Consider the following 24,067-nt stretch of genomic DNA (forward strand, 5'->3'; position numbering starts at 1 on the left):
AGAGTGTTCTTGCAGATGTACGTGCATCCGGCTCGTGCATCGAGTGTTGGTATGCCAGAGGCCTGATCCCATGCACTGACCGCAAGTCGGCACTTATCGATGGCAATTGACAGAAGACTTACGCACCGATCGGGTCTGTGACTGACCTTGGCTCTCCCCCACGGGAGCCGGCGGCGCCGCCCGGTTACGATCCGTACATGGAGCAAGCCCAGCCGCCCCTCTCCGAACCGCCCGCGCAGCCTGCCCTGCTCGCCGGGACCTCCGGCGGCGTCGCGACCGTCACCATCCACAACCCCGCCAAGCGCAACGCCATGACCCCGCAGTTGTGGCGCGAGCTGCCGCCGCTGCTGACGCGCTTCGCCCAGGACCCGGCCGTGCGGGCGCTCGTCCTCACCGGAGCGAACGGGACCTTCTGCGCGGGCGCGGACATCACCACGCTGCGTGAGTCACCGGAGACGTCGCAGGAGCTGTCGGTGGTGGCCGAGGAGGCGCTCTCCACGTTCCCCAAGCCGACGATCGCGGCCGTGCGCGGACACTGCGTGGGCGGCGGCGCTCAGCTCGCCGCCGCGTGCGATCTCCGGTTCGCCTCCGCCGGAGCGCTGTTCGGCGTCACACCCGCGAAGCTCGGCATCGTCTACCGGGCGTCCTCGACGCAGCGGCTCGTACGGCTCACCGGCCCTGCCACGGCCAAGTTCCTGCTTTTCTCCGGGGAGTTGATCGACGCCGAGCGGGCGCTGCGGACGGGCCTTGTCGACGAGGTGCACCCGGAGGACGGTCTCGACGAGCGCGTGACCGGCTTCGCACGCTCGCTCGCGGCACGCTCACAGTTGACGCAGGCGTCGGCGAAGGAATTCGCGGACGGGCGGTGCGATGCCGACCGTATCGATCACTGGCAGAGCGTCGCGGGAGCGAGGGAAGAGGCGGCGGAAGGTGTCGCGGCGTTCCTCGAACGACGTGCTCCGCGCTTCACCTGGACTCCTTGACGCGGTGACGGGCCGGCCGGGGTCGTGTGAGAGGGCCGTGAATTCCACGATGAGCGACCCTCGATCCGGTATTACTTATCGGTAACCTGTAGTCATGACGTCTCTCCCCGAGCGCGCCGCCCGGCGCTGCCACCACATGGTCAACCCGCTCCACTCCGCTCTGTACTTCTCTCCCGAGCTGGGCAGGGAGCTCGCCCCGTACGGGATCGAGGACCCCAGCGCCGTCTACCTGGCCGGACGTGCCGCGCCGCTCGGTGCGGTGGGGCCCGGAACCGTGACGGCGACCTTCTACAACTTCCGGCACGAGCTCGTCGCGCGCCACGTGCCAGCCGTCTGGGAGGCCGCCTCCCCCGCGACGGTGCTGGCCGCACGGCTGCGCGCCGTCGACACGATGCTGCGTGAGCTGCTCGGCGCCGAGGCCGTCTCGTCGCCGCAGATGGCGGAAGCGGCCGAGCTCGCGCTCAGGGCCGCCGAGGGATGTACGCGCTCCGGCCGGCCGCTCTACGCCGCCAACGCGGACCTGCCCGTACCGGACGCCCCGCACCTGGCCTTCTGGCATGCCGCGACCATGCTGCGCGAGCACCGGGGCGATGCCCACATAGCCGCCCTTCTCCAGGCAGGTCTCGACCCGCTGGAGGCACTCGCCAGCCACACCGCCAGTGGCCGCGGCATGGCGCCCAAGTGGGTGCTGGCCACCCGCGGTTACCACCCGAAGGACTGGTCCGCCGCCCAGGACCGGCTGCGCGAACGGGGCTTGATGGACGCCGAGGGCGACCTCACCGAGGAGGGCACGGCTCTGCGCAAGGAGCTGGAGTACAGGACGGACCTGATGGACAGCGCCCCCTACGAGCATCTCGGTGCTGAGGGTGTGGCACGGCTGACCGAGCTGGCATCGGAGTTCTCCGCGTCCGCCGCCACCGCCGGCGCCTTCCCCGACGACCTCTTCGGCCGCGACTGAGCGAAGGGGGCCCGTCGACCGAGCCGCCCCTGCGGAGCGAAGTGGCCCCTGCCGTACGGAGGTCGGGGGCGTCACCGCCGCCGGGAATCAAGTGGCGCCCGTCGCAAGGGAGTCGGGAGCGCGAGGAGAGGCGGACAGGCCGAGCGGCGCGCCACGGGTTGTTTGCGTGCTCCGACTCCGGTTACCCGGACGGCATGTTCCGAGCAATCGCAGACGCCCTCCGCATGGTCGGAGGCGCCATCGCCACAGTAGTGACCCTTCCGTTCCGTCTGCTGGCCCGCCTCTTCGGCGGAGCCTCCCGTACAGGGCGCAGGGTCTGACCCACGACCAGGTGACGCCCCCTCGGCTCCGCGCTCGGCGCCGGGCGACGAGGGGCGCGTCGGGCACAAGGGGAACGCCGTGACCCCGGCGGCGAACCGGGTCCGCTCCGGGACTGTTTCCGACGCGGGCCCGGTCTGCACGTCCGCCTGAGGGTGCCACCTGCCACAATGCAGGCTCACCGGGGACACCCAGCACGGAGAAGGCGGACCAACCATCGTGACGACGACCATCGAAGGCAGGATCGCCGAGGAACTCGGCGTACGGGAGCGGCAGGTCAAGGCCGCGGTCGAGCTGCTCGACGGCGGTTCGACCGTGCCGTTCATCGCGCGCTACCGCAAGGAAGCGACCGAGATGCTCGACGATGCGCAACTGCGCTCCCTCGAGGAGCGGCTGCGCTATCTGCGGGAGTTGGAGGAGCGGCGCGAGGCGATCCTCGAATCCGTCCGGTCGCAGGGCAAGCTCGACGAAAAGCTGGAGCAGCAGATCCGGGCCGCTGAGTCCAAGGCGCGCCTGGAGGACATCTATCTGCCCTTCAAGCCCAAGCGCCGCACCAAGGCGCAGATCGCCCGCGAAGCCGGGCTCGAACCGCTCGCCGACGGTCTTCTCGGCGACCCGGGTGTCGAACCGCAGGCCGCTGCCGCCGCGTTCGTCGACCCTGAGAAGGGCGTCGCCGACACGGCGGCCGCCCTGGACGGTGCCCGCGCGATCCTCGCCGAACGCTTCAGCGAGGACGCGGACCTGATCGGCGAGCTGCGCGAAAACATGTGGACGCGCGGCCGGCTGGCGGCCACGGTCCGGGAGGGCAAGGAAGAGCAAGGGGCCAAGTACAAGGACTACTTCGACTTCTCGGAAGCCTTCACCGAGCTGCCCTCCCACCGGGTGCTGGCGATGCTCCGCGGGGAGAAGGAAGAGGTCCTCGAACTGGCGCTGCTGCCCGAGGGTCCCTCCGAGAACGAGGCGGACGGCAAGGACGGCACCCCCAGTTCGTACGAGCGCGCCGTCGCGCACCGCTTCGGGGTGCGCAACGAGGGCCGTCCTGCCGACACCTGGCTGGCCGAGACGGTGCGCTGGGCCTGGCGCACGCGCATCCTGGTGCGGCTCGGTCTCGACCTGCGGCAGAGGCTGCGTACGGCGGCCGAGGACGAGGCGGTGGGCGTCTTCGCCGCGAACCTGCGTGACCTGCTGCTCGCCGCCCCCGCCGGCACCCGCGCCACGCTCGGCCTCGACCCGGGGCTGCGTACCGGTGTGAAGGTCGCCGTCGTCGACGCGACGGGCAAGGTCGCCGCGACGGACACGGTCTACCCGCACGCTCCGCACAAGCGGTGGGAGGAGTCGCTGGCGAAGCTGGCGGCTCTGGCGCAGCAGCACTCCGTCGAACTGGTCGCGATCGGCAACGGCACGGCCTCGCGCGAGACGGACAAGCTCGCGGGCGAACTGATCGCGAAACACCCGGAGTTGAAGCTCACGAAGGTGATGGTCTCGGAGGCGGGAGCCTCGGTGTACTCGGCCTCGGCGTTCGCTTCGCAGGAACTCCCGGAGCTCGACGTGTCGTTGCGCGGTGCGGTCTCCATCGCGCGGCGGCTCCAGGATCCGCTCGCCGAGCTGGTCAAGATCGATCCGAAGTCGATCGGCGTCGGCCAGTACCAGCACGATCTGTCGGAGGTGAAGCTCTCACGCTCCCTCGACGCCGTCGTGGAGGACTGCGTCAACGGGGTCGGCGTCGACGTCAACACCGCGTCCGCCCCGCTGCTCTCCCGCGTCTCCGGCATCGGGACCGTGCTCGCCGAGAACATCGTGTCGCACCGTGACGGGCACGGCCCGTTCAAGAGCCGCCGCGAGCTGAAGGACGTCGCGCGGCTGGGTCCGAAGGCTTACGAACAGTGCGCCGGCTTCCTGCGCATCCGGGACGGCGACGACCCGCTCGACGCCTCCAGCGTCCACCCCGAGGCATACCCGGTCGTGCGGACGATGGTGAAGACCGCCGGGACCGACGTGCCGACCCTCGTGGGCAACACCACGATGCTGCGCTCGCTCGATCCGAAGGCTTTCGTGGACGAGACCTTCGGCCTGCCCACCGTCACCGACATCATCCGGGAGCTGGAGAAGCCCGGACGCGACCCGCGGCCGGCCTTCAGGACGGCCACCTTCAAGGAGGGCGTCGAGAAGCTCGGCGACCTGGAGGCGGGGATGGTCCTGGAGGGCGTCGTCACGAACGTCGCCGCCTTCGGTGCCTTCGTCGACGTGGGCGTGCACCAGGACGGCCTGGTGCACGTCTCGGCGATGTCGAAGACGTTCGTGAAGGACCCGCGGGACGTGGTCAAGCCGGGCGACATCGTGAAGGTGAAGGTCCGGGACGTCGACGTCGCGCGCAAGCGGATCTCGCTGACGCTGCGGCTGGACGACGACGTGACTGCTTCCGGCGACGCGGGCGCGGGCGGCGAAGGCGCCTCCGGCGGGGAGGGCCGCAAGCGGCAGGGCGGCGCGGACCGCACGCCACGCCAGCGCCAGGGCGGCGGAGGCGGCAGGCAGGGCGCCGGCAGGCAGAACACGGGCCGGCAGGGCGGCAACGGCGGCAGGCCGCAGCGCCGGGACTCCGCCCCGGCCAACAGCGAGATGGCGGAGGCGCTGCGCCGGGCGGGGCTGCTGGGCGACGACAAGAAGCGCTGACGCCGGGGTGGCCGGCGGCCCCGCGGGGTCGCCGGCCCACCGCAGCCGCGTCCGGCGTGCCGCTCCGAGAGCCCTGGGTACGAGGCCTGCGGACGTGACGTCCCTCGGTCCGGGCGCGAGGCGCGGCGGGCCCGCCCTTCCGTCGGCCCGCTCCCCGTCCGGGAAACCATTTGCCGCTCCCGGGTGACCGGCGTACCCTCTGTAGCTGCCCCATTGCCGCTGACAGGAGAGGCCATTGCTCGTCTGAGGTCGAAGGACACCGTGCACCCGCCTTTGCGTGCCACGAGTGCGACCTCGGAAGCGAGCTGCGAGCCAGACCGTCGGCGGCCTCCGTTCTCTCCGAACGGCTCCTCTCCGCTGCTTCTCCTCGTTCACTCCTCGTTCCGCCCGGTCGCGGGTCTCCGGTGTCCCACGCGCTGTTCACCGCCCGCTCCCGTACGTCCGGCCGAGGAGATCACATGTCTGCCACCCCCGCCTGTCCTTCCCTCACCTGCACCCGTCTCTCCTTCAGCTGGCCGGACGGCACCGAGGTCTTCTCGGACTTCGACTGGCAGGCCGGCCCCGGGCGTACCGGGCTGATCGGTTCCAACGGTTCGGGCAAGTCCACACTGCTGCGCCTGCTCACCGGCCGGCTCACCCCCACCGACGGCACGGTGCACGTCCCGGGGGAGGTCGGCTACCTGCCGCAGGGTCTGACCCTCGAGACCCGCCGGCGCGTCGACGAGGCGCTGGGCATCGACGAGGCGCGTGCCGCGCTGCACGCCATCGAGGCCGGTGACGTACGCGAGGAGAACTTCACCGCCGTCGGCGACGACTGGGACGTCGAGGAGCGCGCACGCGCGACGCTCGACCAGCTGGGTCTGGAACGCATCGGCCTGGACCGCACCATCGGCGAGCTGTCCGGCGGTGAGTCGGTACTGCTGCGGCTGGCGGCGCTGCTCCTGCGGCGGCCGGACGTACTGCTCCTGGACGAGCCGACGAACAATCTCGACCGCCGGGCACGGCGCCGCCTCTACGACACCGTCGCCGCCTGGCAGGGCGTCCTCGTCGTGGTCAGCCACGACCGTGAACTGCTGGAGCTGGTCGACCAGATCGCCGAGCTCCGCGCGGGCGGCATCCGCTCCTACGGCGGCAACCTGTCCGGCTACGAAGAAGTGATCGCCACCGAACAGGACGCCGCTGAGCGGAAGTTGCGCGTGGCGGAAGCCGACCTCAAGCGCCAGCGACGTGAACTGGCCGATGCGCAGACGAAGTTGGCCAAGAGGGTGCGATACGGCAACAAGATGCGCGCCAACAACCGCGAGCCGAAGATCGTCATGAACCAGCGCAAGCGTGAGGCGCAGGTCTCGGCCGGCAAGCACCGCATCATGCACGAGCAGCGCCTGGAGGACGCCCGCGGCCGCCTCGACGAAGCGGCCGGAAGAGTGCGTGAGGACGACGAGATCCGCGTCGATCTGCCGTTCACCGCGGTCCCGTCCGGACGCCAGGTGCTCACCCTGCGGGAGCTGGAACTGCAGTACGGCGCACGGGCCGAGCTGCGCGTGCACGGCGCCGAGCGGATCGCCCTCACCGGGGACAACGGCGCGGGAAAGACCACGCTGCTGCGCACCATCGCCGGGCAGCTGGCGCCCGTCTCCGGCGAGGCGGTGGCGCACGTGCCGCTGCGGTACCTGCCGCAGCGGCTGGACCTGCTCGACGACTCGCTGTCCCTGGTGCAGAACGTGCGCGCGCTCGCGCCGGCGGCGAGCGAGAACCGGGTGCGGGCGCAGCTCGCCCGGTTCCTCTTCCGCGGTGCCCGTGCCGACCAGACGGTGGGAACCCTCTCGGGCGGTGAGCGCTTCCGGGCGACGCTGGCGGCGCTGATGCTCGCCGAGCCCGCACCGCAGCTGCTGATGCTGGACGAGCCGACCAACAACCTCGACATGGCGAGCGTGCGGCAGCTGCGCTCGGCGCTGGAGTCGTACGCGGGTGCGCTGATCGTGGCGTGCCACGACATGCCGTTCCTGCGCGACATCGGCGTCACGCGCTGGCTGCGGCTGGACGGCGAACTGCTGGAGGGCGACCCGGCGGAGCTGTGAGCGTGCGGCTTCCCGGCGGGCACCCGCCGCCGCGGCTTCCCGGCGGGCGCCCGCCGCGCGGGCGAATGCGCAGGCGGCTCCTCCGCGGGGGTGTGCAGGTCACTCCCCCGTGTGGGTCGCCACCTCCAGGGCCGCGACCCGTACGTCCGGCACCGCGTGCCTGCGTACGTCCCGCAGGAAGGCCCGCCACGGTTCGGTCCAGCCGCTGCGGGGGTTCACGGCGGCGGCCAGGGCCACCGCCAGCAGCCCCGTCGCGTGGCCCCCGTCCGCCACGAGGCCGCGCGCCACGGGCAGCAGACGGTCCCGGCCGGCGGCGGGCCGGTCGTACGGCTGCAGAGTGCGGCGCAGTTCGTCGGCGGTGCGCCACGCCTGCCCGGGAAGCTGCGCGTGCAGGCCGGCGATGCCGCGCAGTTGCCTGCCCAGCGTCTCCTCGTCGGCCTCCAGGTCGACCGCGGAGCACAGCAGGCGGGCTGCCAGCGGCACGAACTCCTCGTGTGCGGCGAGCAGTACGCCCGTCTGGCCGGCGGCCTGCCGAGCCGTCCGGTGGCCGCCCGCCCGCTTCCCGAGAGTGAGCACGATGTGCTCGACGCGGCGCCGCGCGGGGCGGTCACGGTCCGGGTCCGCGTCGGGGGTGTGCGGATCGGCGTCGGAGGCGATGAGCCGGGACACCACGTCGGTGAAGGTGGTGGCGCTCTCGGGGAGGGCGGCGGCCAGTTCCACGAGTCCGTCCGCGGCCTGCTGCCAGGTGCCGCGGCTGGAGAGGTCCGTCACGGCGGCCGCGAGGACGGATGCCGCCTCCGGAGCCCACGGCGCCCAGTGTGCGAGTGAGGAGTGGACCGTCTCGGCGACCTGCTGGTCGTCCACCTCACCGAGGCCGGTGACGATCCTGGCGTAGCGCTCCCGGTGCCGTTCGGGCAGCTGGAGGGGGCGGGTGCGCAGCACTGCCTGGCACAGCACGGGTGCGCCCTTCGCGGCGGACTCGATCAGCTGCCAGGCCCGGTGGTCGTCCAGCAGCCGCACTGCCGAGGTGACGCAGGCCGCCTGTACGTCCTCGTGCTGGTCGGGGAGTTCGAAAGCGGCGAGCAGCACCTCTGCCGCCTCGGCCACCGGCAGCAGGGACGCGGCGAGACGTACTGCCTGCCGGCGCGCCGCGACGGTCACACCGGACGTGGGACGTTCGAGGAGGCTCTCCCCGGGCCGTTCGTGACGGAGGCCGTCGGCGGCATCCGCGGCTTCCGTCCCGTGAGCCGCGTCCCGGACACCGCCGGTCTCCCCGGCGGGCAGCAGCAGCCCGTGCACCACGTCGGACAGCTGCGAGGGGGCGAGGAAGCGGCAGGCACGCGCCAGTGCCCGCACGGCGCTGCGTGCCCGGCCCTCGGTGGTGTGGGCGAGCAGGGCCGGAAGCGCTTCCTCGGGGTGGTCGGTGCGTACGAGCGCCGACATGGCCGCCTCGGCCAGCTCGGCCTCGTCCTCCACCCAGTCGTTCACCCAGAGCCGCAGCTCCCGTGCGCCCTCTCCGGGTACGTGCGCGAGCCGCGAGAGTGCGGCCTTCCGCCGGGGCATACCGCTGGAGTCGTCGTCTGCTTCGCGGGCCAGAAGCTGGGCGGCGGCCCGCTGCTGACGGGGAAGCCACCGTTCCGTCCACCTGCCGACGGGCGGCATGGGGCGGGTGTTGTCCTTGGTGAGAAAGCGCCCGTAGGGCGGGGTCTCGCCCAGCACGGTGTCGAGCAGGTCGGTACGCCGCCGGCAGATCGTCCGCGACACGGCCGGCAGCACCGCGGCCGACGCGTCCAGGGACAGTACGTCCGCGGCCCTGCTGTCCCGCGTACGGGGATCGCGCAGCCACAGCTCCACCGCCGCGCGGCCGTTCGTCTCGCTGCCGAACTGCACTGCCTGCCACAGCAGTTCCTGCAGTTCCGGCATGCCGCTCGCACGCGGGCCCACGGCCCGGGCGAGGGCGAAGGTCAGCCCGTGGTCGTCCTTCTCCGCCCCGGCCTCCAGCCAGTAGCGCAGCGTTTCGTGGACGGTGTGTTCCTGGCCGCGGGGCAGCGTACGGTCGAGCCGGCCCAGGTCCGCGCCGCCGGTGTCACCCGTGAGACGCACGATGGTTCTCAGCGCCCACCCGACGAGGGCGCGCCGGCCGCTCGCGACGTGTTCCCGCAGGACCGCCCCGGCAAGGCGGCCCAGAACCTCCCGGGTCTCGTGGGAGGAGTCGGGGGCCTGGACGGCATCGCCGGTGAGACGGTCGAGATGGTCTGCGGCCTCGTCCGTGAGCAGCCGCGGGGGCAGGGCCGTCAGGGCGTTCAGCGCCGCCCACCGCACCGCGTCCTGCTCACCGCGCAGGCGCGACATGGCGGCGAGCAGACCGTTGACGCGGGCCCGGAGTGCGGCGTGGTCGCCGCGGCTGCGCCGGGCGGCGTGCACCGTCTGGTGCACGAGAAGGGGCCACGCACGGGCGCGGTCCTCCGCCGCGGGACGCCGGGTCGCTGCTTCCACCTCCTCGTGCGCCTCCTTGTCCGGGAGGTGGGAGAGGGCTGCGAGGACCGTCGTCCAGTGGGCGTCACCGGCCCGGGCCTGCTGGGCCATCCGCCGTGCCTCCTCCTCGCGGCGGCTGTGCGGCAGCGCGGTGAGCACGTCCTCGTCGAGACGCTCGTGCGTGCGGTCCTCGCCTTCGGTCACCGTGTCGTAGAAGGCGGCCCGGCGGCCGGGCGGCAGGGCGCGCAGCAGTTCCGCGAAGCGCCGCGGCGTACGGCTCCAGGCGCGCCCCAGTTCGTACAGCTCCGGAGGATCGGCCTTCACGAGGCGGCGCAGCACGGAAGGAGGAAGGCCCTTCTCGCGGAGGCGGCCGGAGTGCCCGTCGGCGAGCAGCAGCCGGAGCGTACGGCCGGGGTCCGCGGCGACCAGGCGTGCGAGGTGGGGCCAGAACTCCAGGGGAAGCGGGAGCTGTTCGCGGTAGCGCTCCAGCAGGTCGAGGACCTGTTCCGGCCGGGCGGCAGCAGTGCGGGCAACGCCGGCCGCGTACCGCTGCCACCACAACTCACGGAGCACCGGGGGCAGTTCGTCCAGCTGCCGGGCGGACTCCCCCAGCACGGCCCCGGGGTGACGTCCGGCGAGCGCTCCCCAGCCGGTGACCGCGTGGAACAGCTCCGGCAGCAGCCTCGCGACGGCCGCACCCCCGCAGCCCGGCAGCAGCCTGGCGGCCTCCGCGTCGCCCCAGCGGGTGCGGAGCACGTCGATGAGGCCGTCGGCGAGGCTGCTGCGTCCGCCGGCGACGATGGTGCGCAGCAGCTCGCCGCGGATCGCGGCGGGTGCGGCGTGCAGCGCCTGCAGGACGGCGTCGTCGGTGACACCGCCGGCCGGTGCGACCGCTGCACGCTGGGCGTGACCGCGGACGAACGGGTCGGGGTGGGCCAGCCGGGCCGAGAGGTGGGCATGGTCCCGGCCGGCGCAGGCGGCGATCACCGCCAGCCGTCGGCCGTACATCCCGTGCTGCTCCAACCCGTCGAGGAGACCCGCCAGTTCGTCGCTCTCGGCGGCTTCGCGGGCGCGGGCGGAGAGCAGGCGTATGCGCTCCCGGTGAGCGAGCGGTTCGAGAGCGTCGAGGAGTTCGGTGGCGGCGGCACGGGACATGGCGGGGATTCTGCCCGCTGACCCGCTCGCGCGGGAGGGTTCTCCCCAGGGCTTAGCACTACGTGCGCGTATTTGGTACGCGCAGTGGCCGGCGGCAGGCGGTCAGGGGCCGGAAAGGGGAGCCTCGGCTCCGGGCTCCGGACGGCGCCGGGTGACTCCTCGTGAGGCGGCCGGCCACGTTGTCGCCCCCGGGTTCCGCCGTGGACGACGCACACCGGTCGGCCTGGCCCGGGTCGGGCCCGGCCGCCGTCTTGATCATTCCCCCGGGGGTTCTTAACGTCGCTGCATGGACGACGTGATCGTGGTGGGCGCAGGCGTCATCGGACTCACGACGGCGGTGATGCTGGCCGAGCGGGACGTGAACGTACGGGTCTGGAGCCGCGGGGGGCCGGCGCCGACGGCTTCGGAGGTCTCCGGCGGCCTGTGCTGGCCGTACCGCATCGAGCCGCAGGAGCGGGCCGTCGAATGGGCGGTGCGCTCCTTCCGCAACTTCGCCTGGCTGGCCGAGCAGCCAGCCCGCACGGGGGTGCGCCTGGTGCGCGGCACTCTGGAGGACGACGCCGGCGGCTCCGTTCCGGGTGAGTGGCTCTCGCTCATCGGGTCGCCGCCGCGAACTCCCCTTGTCGACATGCAGACCTATCTCCCGTATCTGCAGGGGAGGTTGGCCGCGGCGGGTGGCCGCCGGGAGCAGCGCGAGATCTCCTCGGTCGCCGAAGCGGCCGCCGAGGCACCCGTGGTCATCAACTGCAGCGGCCTGGGCGCCCGGGAGCTGGCCGGGGACGCACGGATGCAGCCCGTACGGGGCCAGATCGTCGTCGTGGAGAACCCCGGGATCGACGAGTGGTTCCTCGCCTCACGCTCCGACTCCGGGGAGACGCAGACCACTTACCTCCTCCCGCAGCCGTACGGCCTGCTGCTGGGCGGCACGGCCGAGGAGGACAACGAGGATCTGACGCCCGACCCGGCCACCACCGAAGCGATCGTGCGGCGCTGCGCCCGCTTCCGTCCGGCGGTGGCGGACGCCCGGATCATCGAGGAACGGGTGGGGCTGCGTCCGTACCGGCCGCGGGTCCGGCTGGAGACGCAGGAGCTGCCCGGCGGGACGCTGTGCGTCCACAACTACGGGCACGGCGGAGCCGGCGTCACGGTCTCCTGGGGATGCGCCCTCGACGTGCTGCGGCTGCTCGACGCCGTCTGAGACGCGGCGGCCCCTTGCGGGCGGCCCGCTCCCGGGCGGTACGCGCCCGAACGGCCTGGCCGGGACGCCGTCCCCTCCGTCGTGCGGCTGTGCGTTCCGAGGCCGGATCTCTCGCGTACGGCATTCATGTGGCGATGGGCAGGAAAAGGCCTGCCGGGCGCCGCCGCAGTACATACCCTTCACCTCAGCTCGGTTCAGCCCGGTCAAGGTGCCTTTCGCCCGTTGCGGCAAGGGAGTTGGAGGACTTGTGCGTCACAGACTCATAGTTCCGGGTGCGGTGTTCGCCGCCCTCATGATGACGGTTCCGGCCTCGGCGGCCGAACCCTCACCGGGGGCGCCCGGAGCCGGGGACGCGTACTACCCCGCGTACGGCAACGGCGGCTACGACGTCTCCCACTACGACCTGCGGCTGAAGTACCAGCCGAAGAGCGACCAACTGGCGGGCACAGCAACGCTCCTGGCCGAGTCCACCCAGGAACTGAGCCGCTTCAACCTGGACTTCGCCCTCGATGTGAGCGCGGTGCACGTCGACGGACGCAAGGCGTCCTTCGAGGTCTCCGGGGACCACGAGCTGGAGGTCACTCCCGCCCGACCGGTCGCCGAGGGCGAGGACTTCACCGTCGTCGTGCGCTACTCGGGTGTCCCCTCCGAGGTCGAGGTGAGCGGGTTCACCTCCTGGCACCGCACCCCCGACGGCGCGGTCGCCGCCAACGAGCCCGAGTCTGCCTGGTGGTGGTACCCCAGCAACGACCACCCCAGCGACAAGGCCACCTTCGACGTCAGCGTCGCCGTCCCCGAGGGCTACCAGAGCCTGAGCAACGGCAGGCTCGTGTCGGAGAAGGAGTCGGCCGGCTGGGTCCGCACCGACTGGCGCTCCAACAAGCCGCAGGCCACGTACCTCGCGACGCTCGCCGTGGGCAAGTTCGACCTGACGAGGAGCAGCACGGAGAGCGGCATCCCGGTCGTCAACGCCTACAGCAAGAGCCTCGGCGACGAGGACGGCTCCGCCCGTGCGAGCGTCGAGCGCACCGCCGAGATCACCGACTGGCTCGAGGGCGTGTTCGGGACCTACCCCTTCGACACCGTCGGCGGCTACGTGCCCGACACGGGCAAGAGCTTCGCTCTCGAGACCCAGACCATGGCGTTCTACGGCAACGAACGCTTCAAGGACGGCACCGATGTCTCCGTGGTGGTCCACGAGTTGGCGCACCAGTGGTACGGGGACAGCGTGTCCCTGCGGGAGTGGAAGGACATCTGGCTGAACGAGGGCTTCGCGAGCTACGCCTCCTGGCTGTGGTCGGAGGAGCAGGGCGAGGGCACCGCGCAGGAGCTGGCCGAGTACGCCTACTCGTCGTACCCCGCCGACGACGAGTTCTGGAAGGTGAAGCCCGGCGACCCCGGCCCCGAGAACCAGTTCCACGGCGCGGTCTACGAGCGCGGCGCGATGGCGCTCCAGGCGCTGCGCAACGAGATCGGGGACAAGGACTTCTTCGCCGTCCTCAAGGGCTGGCCGTCGGAGCGTTCGTACGGCAACGCCCGCCTGAAGGACTTCGTGAAGTACGCGGAGAAGGTCTCCGGCGAACCGCTCGGTGACCTCTTCGACACCTGGCTCCACACCGCGTCCAAGCCCGCGAAGTCGGCGCTGGGGGGCGAGAGGGGCGAACGCGGCGGGAAGCCCGCGCGGCCGGAGTCGTGGAAGGAGATCAAGGCGGTCGACGGCGCACACCGCCACTGACCGCCGACCACTGACCACTGATCGCTGACGGGCGCCGCAGACCGCGCGCCGACGAAAGGCCCCCGGAGCCGAGTTGGGCTCCGGGGGCCGGTGCGTGCCGGTCGTCCCGGCCGGGCCCCGGGACCGGACGTGAGGCGTGTGGCGCGTCCGTCCGTCACTCCGTCAGGCCGTCCGCCGTCCGCCGTCCGTCAGGCGTTGCCCGGCGGCACGGGCCTGATGAGGGCGAACGTGGCGCCCTGCGGGTCCTGCACGACCGCCATCCGGCCCGCCATCATGTCGAAAGGCGGCACGAGCACGGAGCCGTCCGCCCGGATGAGCGCGTCGACGGTGCTGTCGGGGTCGTCGATCGCGAAGTACGTCATCCAGTGCGGGGGCGTACCCGGAGGCGAGTTCTCCAGCCCCTGCATGCCGCCGACGGCGCGGCCGGCCACGTTGAGCGCGTAGTAGCCGGGGGCGCCCTCCATCGTCGAGGTGTGGATGCCCAGGTGCCGGTAGAAGGAACCGGCGCCTTCGAGGTCGGACGTGTTGAGTTCGCTCCAGACCACGGCGCCGTGCTCGTTGACGATCTGCGAGCCGGTGAATTCCTTGGCCTGCCACAGCCCGAACACCGCGCCGGCCGGATCGGCGGCGACGGCCATCCGGCCCAGGTCCATCACGTCCATGCCGGGCACCATCACGGTGCCGCCGTTGTCCATGACGGCCTGCGTGCCGGCCTCCACGTCCTCGGAAGCCAGGTACATGGTCCACGCGGGCGGGGGCGTGGGCCCGCCCTCGGGGGACATCGCGGCCATGATGCCCGCGACGGGTCTGCCGTGCAGGGTGCAGACCGAGTAGCCGCCGGTCTCCGGAGGGCCGATCTCGCCCTGCCATCCGAAGAGATCGCGGTAGAAGTCGAGGGCCGCCTGCTGATCGGGGACCATCAGGTCGACCCAGCAAGGGACACCGGGCTCGTAACGGGTAGTTACCTCGGGCATCGCAGCTCCTTCCGGGCAACGGTTCCCGGTCACTGTGCCGAGGGAGCAGTCCGCGCCCGCCCCCGCCACGCCGCCCCGGGACGGGGCGGCGGTGAATTCACCCGCATCCCTCCGGCCGTCCCCGGTCGGCCGGGAGGCGTCCGTCGTCCGGCATCCGTCCGCCATCCGTCCGCCGCCTCCGCGAGCGGCTGCGCTGCCGGTCGCGGTACTCCTTCCGCGCCGCGTGGGCGAGCGGAAGGTACCGCAGGCGCTCCGGCAGCAGCGGCACCACCGCGCGCACCACGCGCCCCAGCCGCCGCAGCCGCCGCTCCTGCCGCTGCGTCCAGGGCAGACCGATGGCGGCGCGGGCGTCCGGCGGCATCATGCCGATGGTGAGGAAGCGCCGGAAGCGGGCGAACCCGGGCCCGAGAACCGGCCACGCCAGGCCCAGGAAGGCACGGACGGCGCGGGGACCACGGTCGGGCGCCGGGAGGGGCGGGTCCGTGGCGATCAGTTCCTCGACGACGGCCGTCCTCTCCAGTTCCTCGGAGAGGACCCGCCTGTAGTACGGCCAGAACTCCTCGACCGTCTGCGGCATGTCACGGTCCTTGATGCCCAGGACCCGTCCGACCTGGAGCCACTCCGCGTACAGCCGGCGCTCCTCGTCCTCGGTGTACGGGCGGCCGCCGAGGTAGCGCCGGGTGTGCCGGTAGACGGGGAAGCCGGTGGCGTGCACCCACGCGTAGTAGGCGGGGGTGAGGGCGTGGTACTCACGGCCGTGGGCGTCGACCCCCTGGATCCCCTGGTGCAGCCTGCGCAGCCGGCGGCCCTCCTCGGCGGCCTTCGGCCCGCCGTAGACCCACAGTTGGACGCTCGTCAGGGAACGCTCGCCGCGCCCCCAGGGGTCGGTGCGGAAGACCGAGTGCTCGTCGACGCCGGCGCCGACGACCGGGTGCGCGACCTGCATCGTCAACGCGGCGGGCAGGGTCAGCAGCATTCTGACCTCGCCCGCTAGGTCCCACAGCATGCCGCCCGGCGGGGGCGGCACGGGCTCCTCGGCGGCCCGGCGACCGCTCCCGCCGTCCTCGCCGGCCCGGCTGCTCGTCTCGCTGCTCACCCTTTTCATGATGCCCCCGGCGGGCTCCGGGTGCCCGGCCGGTGGTCGCGGCCGGGTGGGCACCGGGGCGGTGCACGGGCCGTACCGGCGGAGTGCCCCGCGGAGCGGTTCCGGCTTCCGCCGCTCCGGCGGGGCTCGCAGCCGCCCCGGTCCACCGCTGCGGAACGCTGCCCTCCGCAGCCGTGGCGGTACGCGCGAGATGCCCGGCTTCTGGCATACGGCACTGCGCAGCGGGCCATAAGGACCCTCACAAGCTCTTCCCTAGAGGCGCTTCCATGGCCAGACTGAGTTTCGAAGGAACTGGCCGAGCACGCCCCCGGTAAGGCATGCACATGATGGGCGGATACGGCTATGCGACGACCGAACAGGACATGGAACGGCATTTGCGTACGGCAGTGGTCTGCGGGGTTCACGGCGGTACGAGTGCGATCCAACGGGACATCATCGGCGGGGGTTTCGCTCTTTGACGCCGTCACGGGGAACGCAGCCGATCCCAACAGGTGGATACAGGTGATCGATTGATCAATTGTTTTCGGCCTGCGGCTTTAAATGATCGCCCGCTCCCCTATATTGGTGCGGCGCTGACCGGCCTGTGCGGCTCACCCCCCTCCCTGCCCGGACCTGTCCACAAGGACCCTGATTGATGACCCCCGAGACCTCCCCACCGTCAAAACAGTCCCGCCACGGGGCCACGGCCCGTGGCGCCGGACGTTCGCCGAAAACGGGGACGGGTACAGCTCTCGCCTTTCTGATAGCCGTGCTCGTCACGGGTCCCGCGTGCCTGTACGCCGTTTACGCGTCGCCGCTTTCCATACGCCCGATCGTCGCCTGGTCCAGCGGAACCGCCGCCGTCGTCCTCAGCTTCGCGGTCGCGCTCGCCACTCGCGGCGTGCTGGTCGGCCGCCATCTGCGGTCGGTCGTCAAGCAGAAGGACGACGAAGCCGACGCCGAGCGGGCCGTGGCCGCCCACTTCGCGGACGTCGTCGTACCGATCCTGGTCGAGCGGCTGCGCTCGGGGGCCTCCGCCCAGACGGCGCTCGCGACGGTGCCGACCGTCGCCAACAACGCCTACCAGCGCGTGCTGCACCTCCTGGCGAACGAGGTGCACCGCGGGGAGGGCATGCGCGCCGCCGCGATGGCGGCCTGCGCCAACGCCGCCGGCCGCGTCCAGGCCCTCGCGACGAGCATGGCGGCGGACCTGCGGGAGCTGGAGCACAAGTACTCGGACGAGGAGGTCCTGGGCGACCTGCTGCACCTGGACCACCGCACTGCCCAGACCGGCCGCCTGGCCGACTCCATCGCCGTGCTGACAGGCGCCCGTACCGGACGGCGCTGGGCCAAGCCCATCGTCATGGAGAGCATCCTGCGCGGTGCGATGGGCCGAATCAGCGGGTACCAGCGGGTGCGGCTGCACTCCTCGTGCGAACTCGCCGTCGCAGGGCACGCGGCGGAGGGCGTGATGCACGCGCTCGCCGAACTCATGGACAACGCGGCCAACTTCTCCCCGCCCACCTCCGAAGTGCACGTGTACGTGGAGGAGGCGTCGGCCGGAGTCATCGTCACCGTCGAGGACGGCGGCCTCGTCATGGGCGACGTCGCGCTGCAGCGCGCGCAGCAGGCCGTGTCCGCGGAGTCCCTGGACCTGACCAACCTCTCCGGGACCAGGCTCGGTCTCGCCGTGGTCGGACGCCTGGCCCACAAGCACAATCTGTCCGTGTCCTTCCGTCCCTCGGCGCACGGCGGGACCGGGGTGCTGCTGATGATTCCGCAGACGCTCATCACCCAGCCCAAGAGAGAAAGCCAGGCCATGACGCGAGAGTCCGGCGCCCAGCCTCGCTTCCAGGGCGGGATCGGCCGTACGGAGCGCACGGAACTCCCCCCGCGTGCCGAGCCGCCGCGCCCCGCCGCTGTCGGCGAACGCAGCGCGGACATCCCGCTGCCGCGCACGGCGAGGAACGAGCCGCTGAGCGGGCTGCCGAAACGGCAGCGGCCGACGGGCGAACCGGCGGTGTCCGCCGCGGCCTCGCACCTGGCGCGCGAGCCTGAGCCCTCCCCCGAGCACGCATCCGCCGACCACGTCCCCGCAGAGCACGCTTCCGTCGAGGAGACCGGCGGCGGGCTGCCCAAGCGGCGCCGCGGACAGACGCTGGCAGCCGCTCAGCAGCGCACCGCATCATCCGACGCCGACCGGGTAGCGGAGCCCGTGAGATCGGCGGAGCAGTCAGGCTCCCGGTTCGGCGCCTTCCGCCGTGCCGTACAGGGCGGTTCGTCGTCCCCCGACCTGAAACCCGACGACGCAGCCTCACCCTCACCCTCACCCTCCTCGTCCCGCCCGGAGGACCACACCGAATGATCACCGACGGCAAGCTCGACTGGCTGCTGGAGAGTCTGTTGCGACGGACGCCGGGCACGCGGCACGCCCTCGTCCTCTCACGGGACGGACTCAAGCTGTGCAGTTCCTCCGATCTCAGTGCCGACCAGGCAGACCAACTGGCCGCCATCTCCGCAGGTATCCAGAGCCTCTCCCACGGCGCGTCCGTGGAGTTCGGCAACGGCAGTGGCGGCGTACGTCAGGCGATGGCCGAGTTCTACGGCGGCATCCTCTTCGTCGTGGAAGCCGGCTCGGGGGCCCACCTCGCTGTCGTGGCGACCGAGGACTCCGACGTGGGCCTCATCGGCCACAACATGAACGAACTCGTCGAGCAGCTCAGCGAGTACCTCACCACGCCTCCGCGGCAGCAGGACGAGAGCAGAGACCCGGCATGAAACGGCCGGGCCGGGACGAGGACCCGGACCGGCTGTACACCGTGACGGGTGGGCGCAGTCGGTCCGACTCCGACGCGTTCGACCTCGTGACGCTGGTGGTCAGCGAGAGTCAGCCCACCCCCGGAATGCAGTCGGAGCACGCCTCCATCCTGCGGATCTGCAATGCGCCGACGGCCGTCGTGGAGATCGCGTCGGACCTCGGGCTGCCGGTGAGCATCGTGCGGATCCTGCTGGGCGATCTGCATGCCACAGGCCGGATCACCGCACGACATCCGCGCACGACAGCCACCGCCGCGGATCGACTTCCCGATCCCGAAATCCTGAAGCAGGTGCTCGTTGGACTCCGCAACCTCTGATCTCACCGGAACCCGCCCGCCGTTGCGCAGTACCGCCGACAACGGGCTGAAGATCGTCATCGTCGGCGGGTTCGGTGTCGGCAAGACCACGATGGTGCGTTCCGTCAGCGACATCCGCCCGCTCAACACCGAGGAGACGATGACGAGGGCGGGGGAGGGCGTCGACGACATCACGAATGTCGAGAGCAAGACGACGACCACCATCGCGTTCGACTTCGGACGGATCAGCCTCAACGACACGACAGTGCTGTACCTCTTCGGGGCGCCGGGCCAGGAGCGGTTCTGGTTCCTCTGGGACCGCCTCTTCACGGGCACGCTCGGCGCCGTCGTCCTCGTGGACACCCGCAGACTCGTCGACTCCTGGTACGCCATCGACCGTCTCGAACAGCACGGCATGCCCTTCATCGTGGCCCGCAACGACTTCGGCGGACCGCACTACTCGGCCGAGGAAGTACGCGAAGCCCTCGACCTGTCCGAGGACGTGCCGCTCGTCGAATGCGACGCCCGCTCGCGCGAATCCAGCAAGGAGGTGCTGATCACTCTTGTGAACCACCTCTACCGACTCTCCTCCTCCGCCCGGGAGAACGCACCATGACAACTCCCCCGTCGCAGCCCACCGCCGGCGACCCCGTCGGATGGCGGGCCGCAGCAGCCACGGGCTGTCCGGCCGAGCCCGGCGCCGTAGCGATGTTCGGTCCCCGCTTCATCAACGAGGACCGGAGCCGGCTCTACCGCGACATGCGCAGACAGCACGGGGCCATCGCACCGGTGACGCTGCCGGGGGACATACCGGCGTGGCTCGTCCTGGGCTACAAGGAACTCCACCAGATCGCGGAGAACCCGGCGCTGTTCACCCGTGATTCGTCGGTGTGGAACATGTGGGACAGCATTCCGCCGGACTGGCCGCTGATGCCGATGGTGGGCCGTCAGCCGTCGATCCTCTACGAGGACGGGGAACGGCACGCCCGCCGCTCCGCGCTGGTCAGCGATGCGCTCAGTGAGGTCGACCCCTTCGAGCTGCGCAATCACGCGGAGCAGAACGCCGACGCGCTGATCGACTCCTTCTGCAGACTGGCCGAGGCCGATCTGATCGCCCAGTACGCCAAGAAGCTGCCCGCCCTCGTCCTCGCCAAGCTCTACGGCTTCACCGACGAGGAGGGCGCGGCCCTGGTCCCGAGCATCAACGCGGTGGTGAACGGCGCGGCCGACGCGCTGGAGGGCAGGCAGCACCTCCAGAGCTCGATGGGGGCGCTGCTGCGCTCCCGTGCGATCTCGCCCGCGGCCGACGTCTCCACGCGCATGCAGACGCACTTCAACGCGGGTGAGTTCTCCTCCGAGGAGATCCTCGAGGACATGATGGTCAACATCGTCGCGGGCCATGAGCCCACTGCCGACTGGATCGGCAACTCCATGCGGCTGATGCTGACGGACGACCGCTTCTCCGCCTCGCTGAGCGGAGGGCGCAACAGTGTCGCCGAGGCGATGAACGAGGTGCTGTGGGAGGAGACCCCTTCCCAGAACATCGCCGGCCGGTGGACGACGCGCGACACGCACCTGGCGGGCAAGCGCATCAGAAGCGGGGACCTGCTCATTCTCAGCTTCGCCGGCGCCAACGCCGACCCGCAGATCCGCCCGGACCGGAGCACGTTCACGGGCGGCAACAGCGCCTTCCTCTCCTTCGGGCACGGCGCGCACCGGTGCCCCTATCCGGCCCAGGAGATCGCCGAGGGCATCGCGCGTACGGGCATCGAGGTGCTGCTGGACAGGCTTCCCGACGTCGATCTCGCCGTGCTGCCCGAGTCGTTGGTGTGGCGGCCGTCGCCGTTCCTGCGGGGTCTCGAATCCCTGCCGGTCACCTTCACGCCGACCACGGCGCTGGGGGCCGGCCGATGACCTCGTGCCCGGTGACGGGAGGTGCGGGGGCCGGAGAGTCGTCGAAGACGCCCGGCGACGCGGCCGGCGAGGCGGGGCCGTGCCCCGCCGGCGGCCGGATCGTCCTCGATCCGCTGGTGCGGGATCTGGCCGGGGAAGGTGCGCGGCTGCGTGCCGCCGGCCCGCTCGCCGAGGTGGAGCTGCCGGGGGGTGTGCCGGTGTGGGCGGTGACCCACCACGCCGAGGCGCGCAGACTGCTCACCGATGCGCGTCTGGTGAAGGACATCGGCCGGTGGGGCGCGTGGCAGCGGGGGGAGATCCCGGAGACCTGGTCGATGATCGGGCTGGCCGATCCCGGTCCGAGCATGCTCACCTTCGACGGAGCCGAGCACCGCAGGCTGCGCACACTCGCCGCGCAGGCGCTCACCCCGCGCCGCGTGGAGGAGATGCGTCCGCGCATCGAGGCCGTCGCGGCGGAGCTGCTGGACGAGCTGGAGGCGGCCGCGGACGCCCGCGGACGGGTCGACCTCAAGGCTCACTTCGCCTACCGGCTGCCCATGAACGTCGTCAGTGAACTCATGGGCATCGACGCCGCCGAGCATCCGCGGCTGCGCAGCCTCTACGACGCCTTCTTCTCCAGCGTGACGCCTCCGGAGCAGGTGCAGGCCGTCATCGAGGAACTGAACGGGCTCTTCAGCGGCGTCGTCGAGGAGAAGAAACGATCCCCCGGTGACGACCTCACCAGTGCCCTCCTCCAGGCCGGCGACGGCGGCGACCGCCTGAGCGACGAGGAGGTCCTCGCCACGCTCCAGCTGATGATCGCGGCGGGGCACGAGACGACCATCAGCCTCATCGTCAACGCCGTCGCCGCACTGCTCACCCACCCGGACCAGTTCGCGAAGCTGCGGGCGGGCGAGGCGAGTTGGGAGGGCGTCATCGAGGAGACGCTGCGCTGGAACGCGCCGACCACGCACGTCCTCATCCGCTTCGCGACCGAGGACGTGCCGGTGGGCGACCGTGTCATCGGCGAGGGCGAGGCGCTCGTCGTCGCCTACGGCGCCATCGGCCGCGACGAGGCCCAGCACGGCCCGACGGCCGGCGACTTCGATGTGACGCGCTCCCCCAACCGGCACCTGTCCTTCGGCCACGGGCCGCACGTGTGCCCCGGTGCTCCGCTCTCCCGGCTGGAGGCGAAGATCGCGCTGCCCGCGCTCTTCGAGCGCTTCCCCGCCCTGTCCCTGGCCGTCCCCGCGGAGGAGTTGCGCAACAAGCCGGCGGTCACGCAGAACGAGCTGTACGAACTCCCGGTGCTTCTGGGCGGTTGACCCGGCCGCTGAACTGGGCCGTCGGCCTGGGCAGTTGAACTCGGCCGCTGAACTGGGCGGTTGGCCCGGCCGTCGAACTGGGACGTCCGTCCCGGGCAGTCGGCGACCGGAGCCCGGGGATCGCTCGTCCCGGCTCCGCGGCGCCCGGGCGGTTACGGTCCACGGCGCCCGGGCGGTTGGGGCGCCGCTGCCGGTCCCTCGCGGGTCAGGTGACGGACGTCCGTCCCCCGGGCGCGTACAACTCCTCGATGAGGGTCCCGTACTTCTCCCGCAGGACGCTTCGGCGCATCTTCAGCGAGGGCGTCAACTCGCCGCTCTGCGGGCCCCATTCGTCGCTGAGCAGGTGGTGGCGCCTGACCTGCTCCGCCCGGTTGAGGCGGGCGTTGGCCGCCGCGACGGCGGCGTCCGCCTCGGCGAGCACCGACGGGTGGGCTGCCAGATCCGCCAGGGACGCCTCGATGCCGTTGGCCGCCGCCCACACCGGTGCCGTCCCGCCGTCCAGCACCAGGAGCGCGACCAGGTAGGACTTCCCGTCCCCGTGCACGAACGCCTGGCCGATCAGGGGGTGGGCCTTGAGCGCGTTCTCGACCCGCGCGGGTGAGAAGTTCCGGCCCGTGGAGGTCACGATCATCTCCTTCTTGCGGTCCGTGAGCCAGAGAAAGCCGTCCTCGTCGATGCGCCCGATGTCGCCGGTCGCGAACCAGCCTTCGGCGTCCGTGGCCGGCTCCACTGAACCGTCGTGACGCAGATAGCCCTCGAAGACCGTGGGGCCGCGGACCTCGATCTCGCCGTCCCCCGCCGTACGCACCTCCACGCCCGCGAGCGGCTTGCCGACCGACCCGAGCCGGAACGAGGCGGGACCGTTGGTGGTGGCCACTCCCGTCGTCTCCGTCAGGCCCCACGCGTCCATGATCACAATGCCGAACCCGGCCCAGAACCGGACCACTTCCTGCGGCATGGGCGCCGCCGCGCTCGCCGTCCAGACCAGCCTCTCGAAGCCCGCCCGCGCCAGGATCGGACCGAGCACGTCACGCTTGGCACGTTCGTAGGCGGCGGTGAGCTCAGCGGATGGCTGCTCTCCCCGCTCACGGCAGGCGACGTGCTCGCGCGCCACCTCGGCGGCCTTCTCCACCGACTGACGCTGCGCGTCGGGGAGTTGCGTGAGCGTGGCTCGTACGGCGGCCGTCAGCTTCTCCCACACCCGCGGTACGCCGAAGAACTGCGCCGGGTGCAACTCCCGTGCCATCTCCGCTACTTGCGCGGGGTCGGCGCACAGGTGGACGTGTGAGGCGCGGAAGACGGGCAGATAGATGCCGAGCATGCGCTCTGCGATGTGCGCGAAGGGCAGGTAGCAGATCTGCTCGGCGTGGGCAGGCAGGTCGACGACCCCTTCCACCGCCAGGCAGTTGAGGACGACGTTCCGGTGGGAGATCACGACGCCTTTCGGGTCGCCGGTCGTGCCGGAGGTGTAGACGACGGTCAACGGGTCGGTCGCCCGTACCGCCCGCCAGGTCTCCTCGAATGCCTCCCGGTCGTAGGCCCGGCCCAGCTCTGCGTACGGCACGTGGCCGTCGGCGGCCTCGGCCTCCACGACCACGAGACGCTCCAGCAGCGGTGCGCAGAGGGCGACTTGGCCGGCTCCCTCGACGACCGCCAGACGGGCGCGGCTGTTGCGGGCGACGTGGGCGACGTACTCGGGGGCCGCGGTGCCGTACACGGAGACCGGCACGGCGCCGAGGTGGACGAGCGCGAGGTCGGTCAGCCAGTGCTCGGGACGGTTGCCCATCATCATCAGGACGTGGTCGCCGCGCTGGACGCCGTGGGCCGTCAGGCCCGCGGCGAGCCGGGCGACACGGTCGCGCACCTGCGACCACGTCAGGGTGGAACGGCGGGTCTCCCCGTCCTCGCGCTCCCGCCAGGAGAGCGCCGGCAGGTCTCCGTGGTCCTCCGCGTTGCGCAACAGCAGGCCGGGCACGGTGAGTTCGGCCGGTTCGGCTCCGGGGAGACGCAGGACGGCGCTGATGACGGCCTCCACGGCGTAGTGCGGCTGTGCCGGGAACACGCCCCGTGGGCGGGCTCACGGGTGCGGGGGATTCCCCTGGGGGCAT

Annotated in this window: 18 protein-coding genes; 14 read left to right on the top strand and 4 right to left on the bottom strand. The window is 71.7% G+C overall.

Annotated elements, in window-relative coordinates; all coding sequences use genetic code 11:
• Positions 1–197 precede the first annotated feature (197 nt).
• The 5 genes from ACFPA8_RS18250 (at position 198) to ACFPA8_RS18270 (ending at position 7,007) form a co-directional block, all read left to right on the top strand.
• On the top strand, positions 198–983 hold the full coding sequence (locus tag ACFPA8_RS18250; RefSeq protein WP_386449774.1) for an enoyl-CoA hydratase/isomerase family protein: 786 nt from the start codon (positions 198–200) through the stop codon (positions 981–983).
• A gap of 94 nt (positions 984–1,077) precedes the next feature.
• A complete protein-coding gene (locus ACFPA8_RS18255) occupies positions 1,078–1,941 on the top strand; it encodes an SCO6745 family protein (protein WP_386449776.1) in 864 nt (287 codons plus the stop codon).
• Between the two features lie 194 nt (positions 1,942–2,135).
• Positions 2,136–2,261, top strand: coding sequence for an LPFR motif small protein (locus ACFPA8_RS18260; RefSeq protein WP_386449778.1), 126 nt, complete (start codon positions 2,136–2,138; stop codon positions 2,259–2,261).
• Between the two features lie 217 nt (positions 2,262–2,478).
• The gene (locus ACFPA8_RS18265) at positions 2,479–4,929 is read left to right on the top strand and encodes a Tex family protein (RefSeq protein WP_386449780.1); all 2,451 of its coding nucleotides are present in this window, start codon (positions 2,479–2,481) and stop codon (positions 4,927–4,929) included.
• Between the two features lie 458 nt (positions 4,930–5,387).
• Positions 5,388–7,007: an ATP-binding cassette domain-containing protein gene (locus ACFPA8_RS18270; protein WP_386449782.1), complete on the top strand. Its 1,620-nt coding sequence runs from the start codon at positions 5,388–5,390 to the stop codon at positions 7,005–7,007.
• 99 nt (positions 7,008–7,106) lie between these two features.
• On the opposite strand, the gene ACFPA8_RS18275 is transcribed toward ACFPA8_RS18270, so the two are convergent.
• The gene (locus ACFPA8_RS18275; protein ID WP_386449784.1) at positions 7,107–10,637 is read right to left on the bottom strand and encodes a hypothetical protein; all 3,531 of its coding nucleotides are present in this window, start codon (positions 10,635–10,637) and stop codon (positions 7,107–7,109) included.
• 286 nt (positions 10,638–10,923) lie between these two features.
• Between ACFPA8_RS18275 and ACFPA8_RS18280 the strand changes: the two genes are divergently transcribed.
• On the top strand, positions 10,924–11,835 hold the full coding sequence (locus tag ACFPA8_RS18280; RefSeq protein WP_386449785.1) for an FAD-dependent oxidoreductase: 912 nt from the start codon (positions 10,924–10,926) through the stop codon (positions 11,833–11,835).
• Between the two features lie 247 nt (positions 11,836–12,082).
• Complete coding sequence (locus tag ACFPA8_RS18285; RefSeq protein WP_386449786.1) at positions 12,083–13,570, top strand: M1 family metallopeptidase; 1,488 nt, start codon at positions 12,083–12,085, stop codon at positions 13,568–13,570.
• A 188-nt stretch (positions 13,571–13,758) separates the two neighbouring features.
• Here the strand turns inward: ACFPA8_RS18285 and ACFPA8_RS18290 are convergent, their stop codons facing one another.
• Both ACFPA8_RS18290 and ACFPA8_RS18295 read right to left on the bottom strand, forming a co-directional pair.
• Complete coding sequence (locus ACFPA8_RS18290) at positions 13,759–14,544, bottom strand: VOC family protein (protein WP_386449788.1); 786 nt, start codon at positions 14,542–14,544, stop codon at positions 13,759–13,761.
• Positions 14,545–14,641: 97 nt separating this feature from the next.
• Entirely contained in the window at positions 14,642–15,550 is a 909-nt protein-coding gene (locus tag ACFPA8_RS18295) for an oxygenase MpaB family protein (protein WP_386450442.1), read from the bottom strand.
• 425 nt (positions 15,551–15,975) lie between these two features.
• Between ACFPA8_RS18295 and ACFPA8_RS18300 the strand changes: the two genes are divergently transcribed.
• The 7 genes from ACFPA8_RS18300 to ACFPA8_RS18330 all read left to right on the top strand — a co-directional run bounded on the left by ACFPA8_RS18300 (position 15,976) and on the right by ACFPA8_RS18330 (position 21,959).
• Positions 15,976–16,107, top strand: coding sequence for an acyl-CoA dehydrogenase family protein (locus ACFPA8_RS18300; protein WP_386450444.1), 132 nt, complete (start codon positions 15,976–15,978; stop codon positions 16,105–16,107).
• A 290-nt stretch (positions 16,108–16,397) separates the two neighbouring features.
• The gene (locus ACFPA8_RS18305) at positions 16,398–17,993 is read left to right on the top strand and encodes a sensor histidine kinase (protein WP_386449790.1); all 1,596 of its coding nucleotides are present in this window, start codon (positions 16,398–16,400) and stop codon (positions 17,991–17,993) included.
• Entirely contained in the window at positions 17,990–18,406 is a 417-nt protein-coding gene (locus ACFPA8_RS18310; protein WP_386449792.1) for a roadblock/LC7 domain-containing protein, read from the top strand. Before ACFPA8_RS18305 ends, ACFPA8_RS18310 begins: the two co-directional genes overlap by 4 nt.
• Positions 18,403–18,762: a DUF742 domain-containing protein gene (locus ACFPA8_RS18315; RefSeq protein WP_386449794.1), complete on the top strand. Its 360-nt coding sequence runs from the start codon at positions 18,403–18,405 to the stop codon at positions 18,760–18,762. Before ACFPA8_RS18310 ends, ACFPA8_RS18315 begins: the two co-directional genes overlap by 4 nt.
• On the top strand, positions 18,743–19,357 hold the full coding sequence (locus ACFPA8_RS18320; RefSeq protein ID WP_386449796.1) for a GTP-binding protein: 615 nt from the start codon (positions 18,743–18,745) through the stop codon (positions 19,355–19,357). Before ACFPA8_RS18315 ends, ACFPA8_RS18320 begins: the two co-directional genes overlap by 20 nt.
• Positions 19,354–20,655 (top strand): cytochrome P450, encoded by a 1,302-nt coding sequence (locus ACFPA8_RS18325; RefSeq protein ID WP_386449798.1) that lies wholly within the window; start codon positions 19,354–19,356, stop codon positions 20,653–20,655. The genes ACFPA8_RS18320 and ACFPA8_RS18325 overlap by 4 nt, the downstream gene beginning before the upstream one ends.
• Positions 20,652–21,959 carry a cytochrome P450 family protein gene (locus tag ACFPA8_RS18330; protein ID WP_386449800.1) on the top strand — a complete coding sequence of 436 codons (1,308 nt, stop codon included), beginning with the start codon at positions 20,652–20,654 and terminating at the stop codon, positions 21,957–21,959. The genes ACFPA8_RS18325 and ACFPA8_RS18330 overlap by 4 nt, the downstream gene beginning before the upstream one ends.
• A gap of 205 nt (positions 21,960–22,164) precedes the next feature.
• Here the strand turns inward: ACFPA8_RS18330 and ACFPA8_RS18335 are convergent, their stop codons facing one another.
• On the bottom strand, positions 22,165–23,982 hold the full coding sequence (locus ACFPA8_RS18335; RefSeq protein ID WP_386450446.1) for an AMP-dependent synthetase/ligase: 1,818 nt from the start codon (positions 23,980–23,982) through the stop codon (positions 22,165–22,167).
• Positions 23,983–24,067 lie beyond the last annotated feature (85 nt).

Source organism: Streptomyces ovatisporus (assembly GCF_042653885.1).
Lineage (GTDB): Bacteria > Actinomycetota > Actinomycetes > Streptomycetales > Streptomycetaceae > Streptomyces > Streptomyces ovatisporus.

What these genes read in the sequence shown, in the direction of transcription:
- ACFPA8_RS18280 (WP_386449785.1), top strand. Translation starts at nt 10,924, where the DNA reads ATGGACGACGTGATCGTGGTGGGCGCAGGCGTCATCGGACTCACGACG.
- ACFPA8_RS18310 (WP_386449792.1), top strand. Translation starts at nt 17,990, where the DNA reads ATGATCACCGACGGCAAGCTCGACTGGCTGCTGGAGAGTCTGTTGCGA.
- ACFPA8_RS18260 (WP_386449778.1), top strand. Translation starts at nt 2,136, where the DNA reads ATGTTCCGAGCAATCGCAGACGCCCTCCGCATGGTCGGAGGCGCCATC.
- ACFPA8_RS18330 (WP_386449800.1), top strand. Translation starts at nt 20,652, where the DNA reads ATGACCTCGTGCCCGGTGACGGGAGGTGCGGGGGCCGGAGAGTCGTCG.
- ACFPA8_RS18300 (WP_386450444.1), top strand. Translation starts at nt 15,976, where the DNA reads ATGGGCGGATACGGCTATGCGACGACCGAACAGGACATGGAACGGCAT.
- ACFPA8_RS18270 (WP_386449782.1), top strand. Translation starts at nt 5,388, where the DNA reads ATGTCTGCCACCCCCGCCTGTCCTTCCCTCACCTGCACCCGTCTCTCC.
- ACFPA8_RS18325 (WP_386449798.1), top strand. Translation starts at nt 19,354, where the DNA reads ATGACAACTCCCCCGTCGCAGCCCACCGCCGGCGACCCCGTCGGATGG.
- ACFPA8_RS18295 (WP_386450442.1), bottom strand. Translation starts at nt 15,550, where the DNA reads ATGCTGTGGGACCTAGCGGGCGAGGTCAGAATGCTGCTGACCCTGCCC.
- ACFPA8_RS18290 (WP_386449788.1), bottom strand. Translation starts at nt 14,544, where the DNA reads ATGCCCGAGGTAACTACCCGTTACGAGCCCGGTGTCCCTTGCTGGGTC.
- ACFPA8_RS18250 (WP_386449774.1), top strand. Translation starts at nt 198, where the DNA reads ATGGAGCAAGCCCAGCCGCCCCTCTCCGAACCGCCCGCGCAGCCTGCC.
- ACFPA8_RS18315 (WP_386449794.1), top strand. Translation starts at nt 18,403, where the DNA reads ATGAAACGGCCGGGCCGGGACGAGGACCCGGACCGGCTGTACACCGTG.
- ACFPA8_RS18275 (WP_386449784.1), bottom strand. Translation starts at nt 10,637, where the DNA reads ATGTCCCGTGCCGCCGCCACCGAACTCCTCGACGCTCTCGAACCGCTC.
- ACFPA8_RS18255 (WP_386449776.1), top strand. Translation starts at nt 1,078, where the DNA reads ATGACGTCTCTCCCCGAGCGCGCCGCCCGGCGCTGCCACCACATGGTC.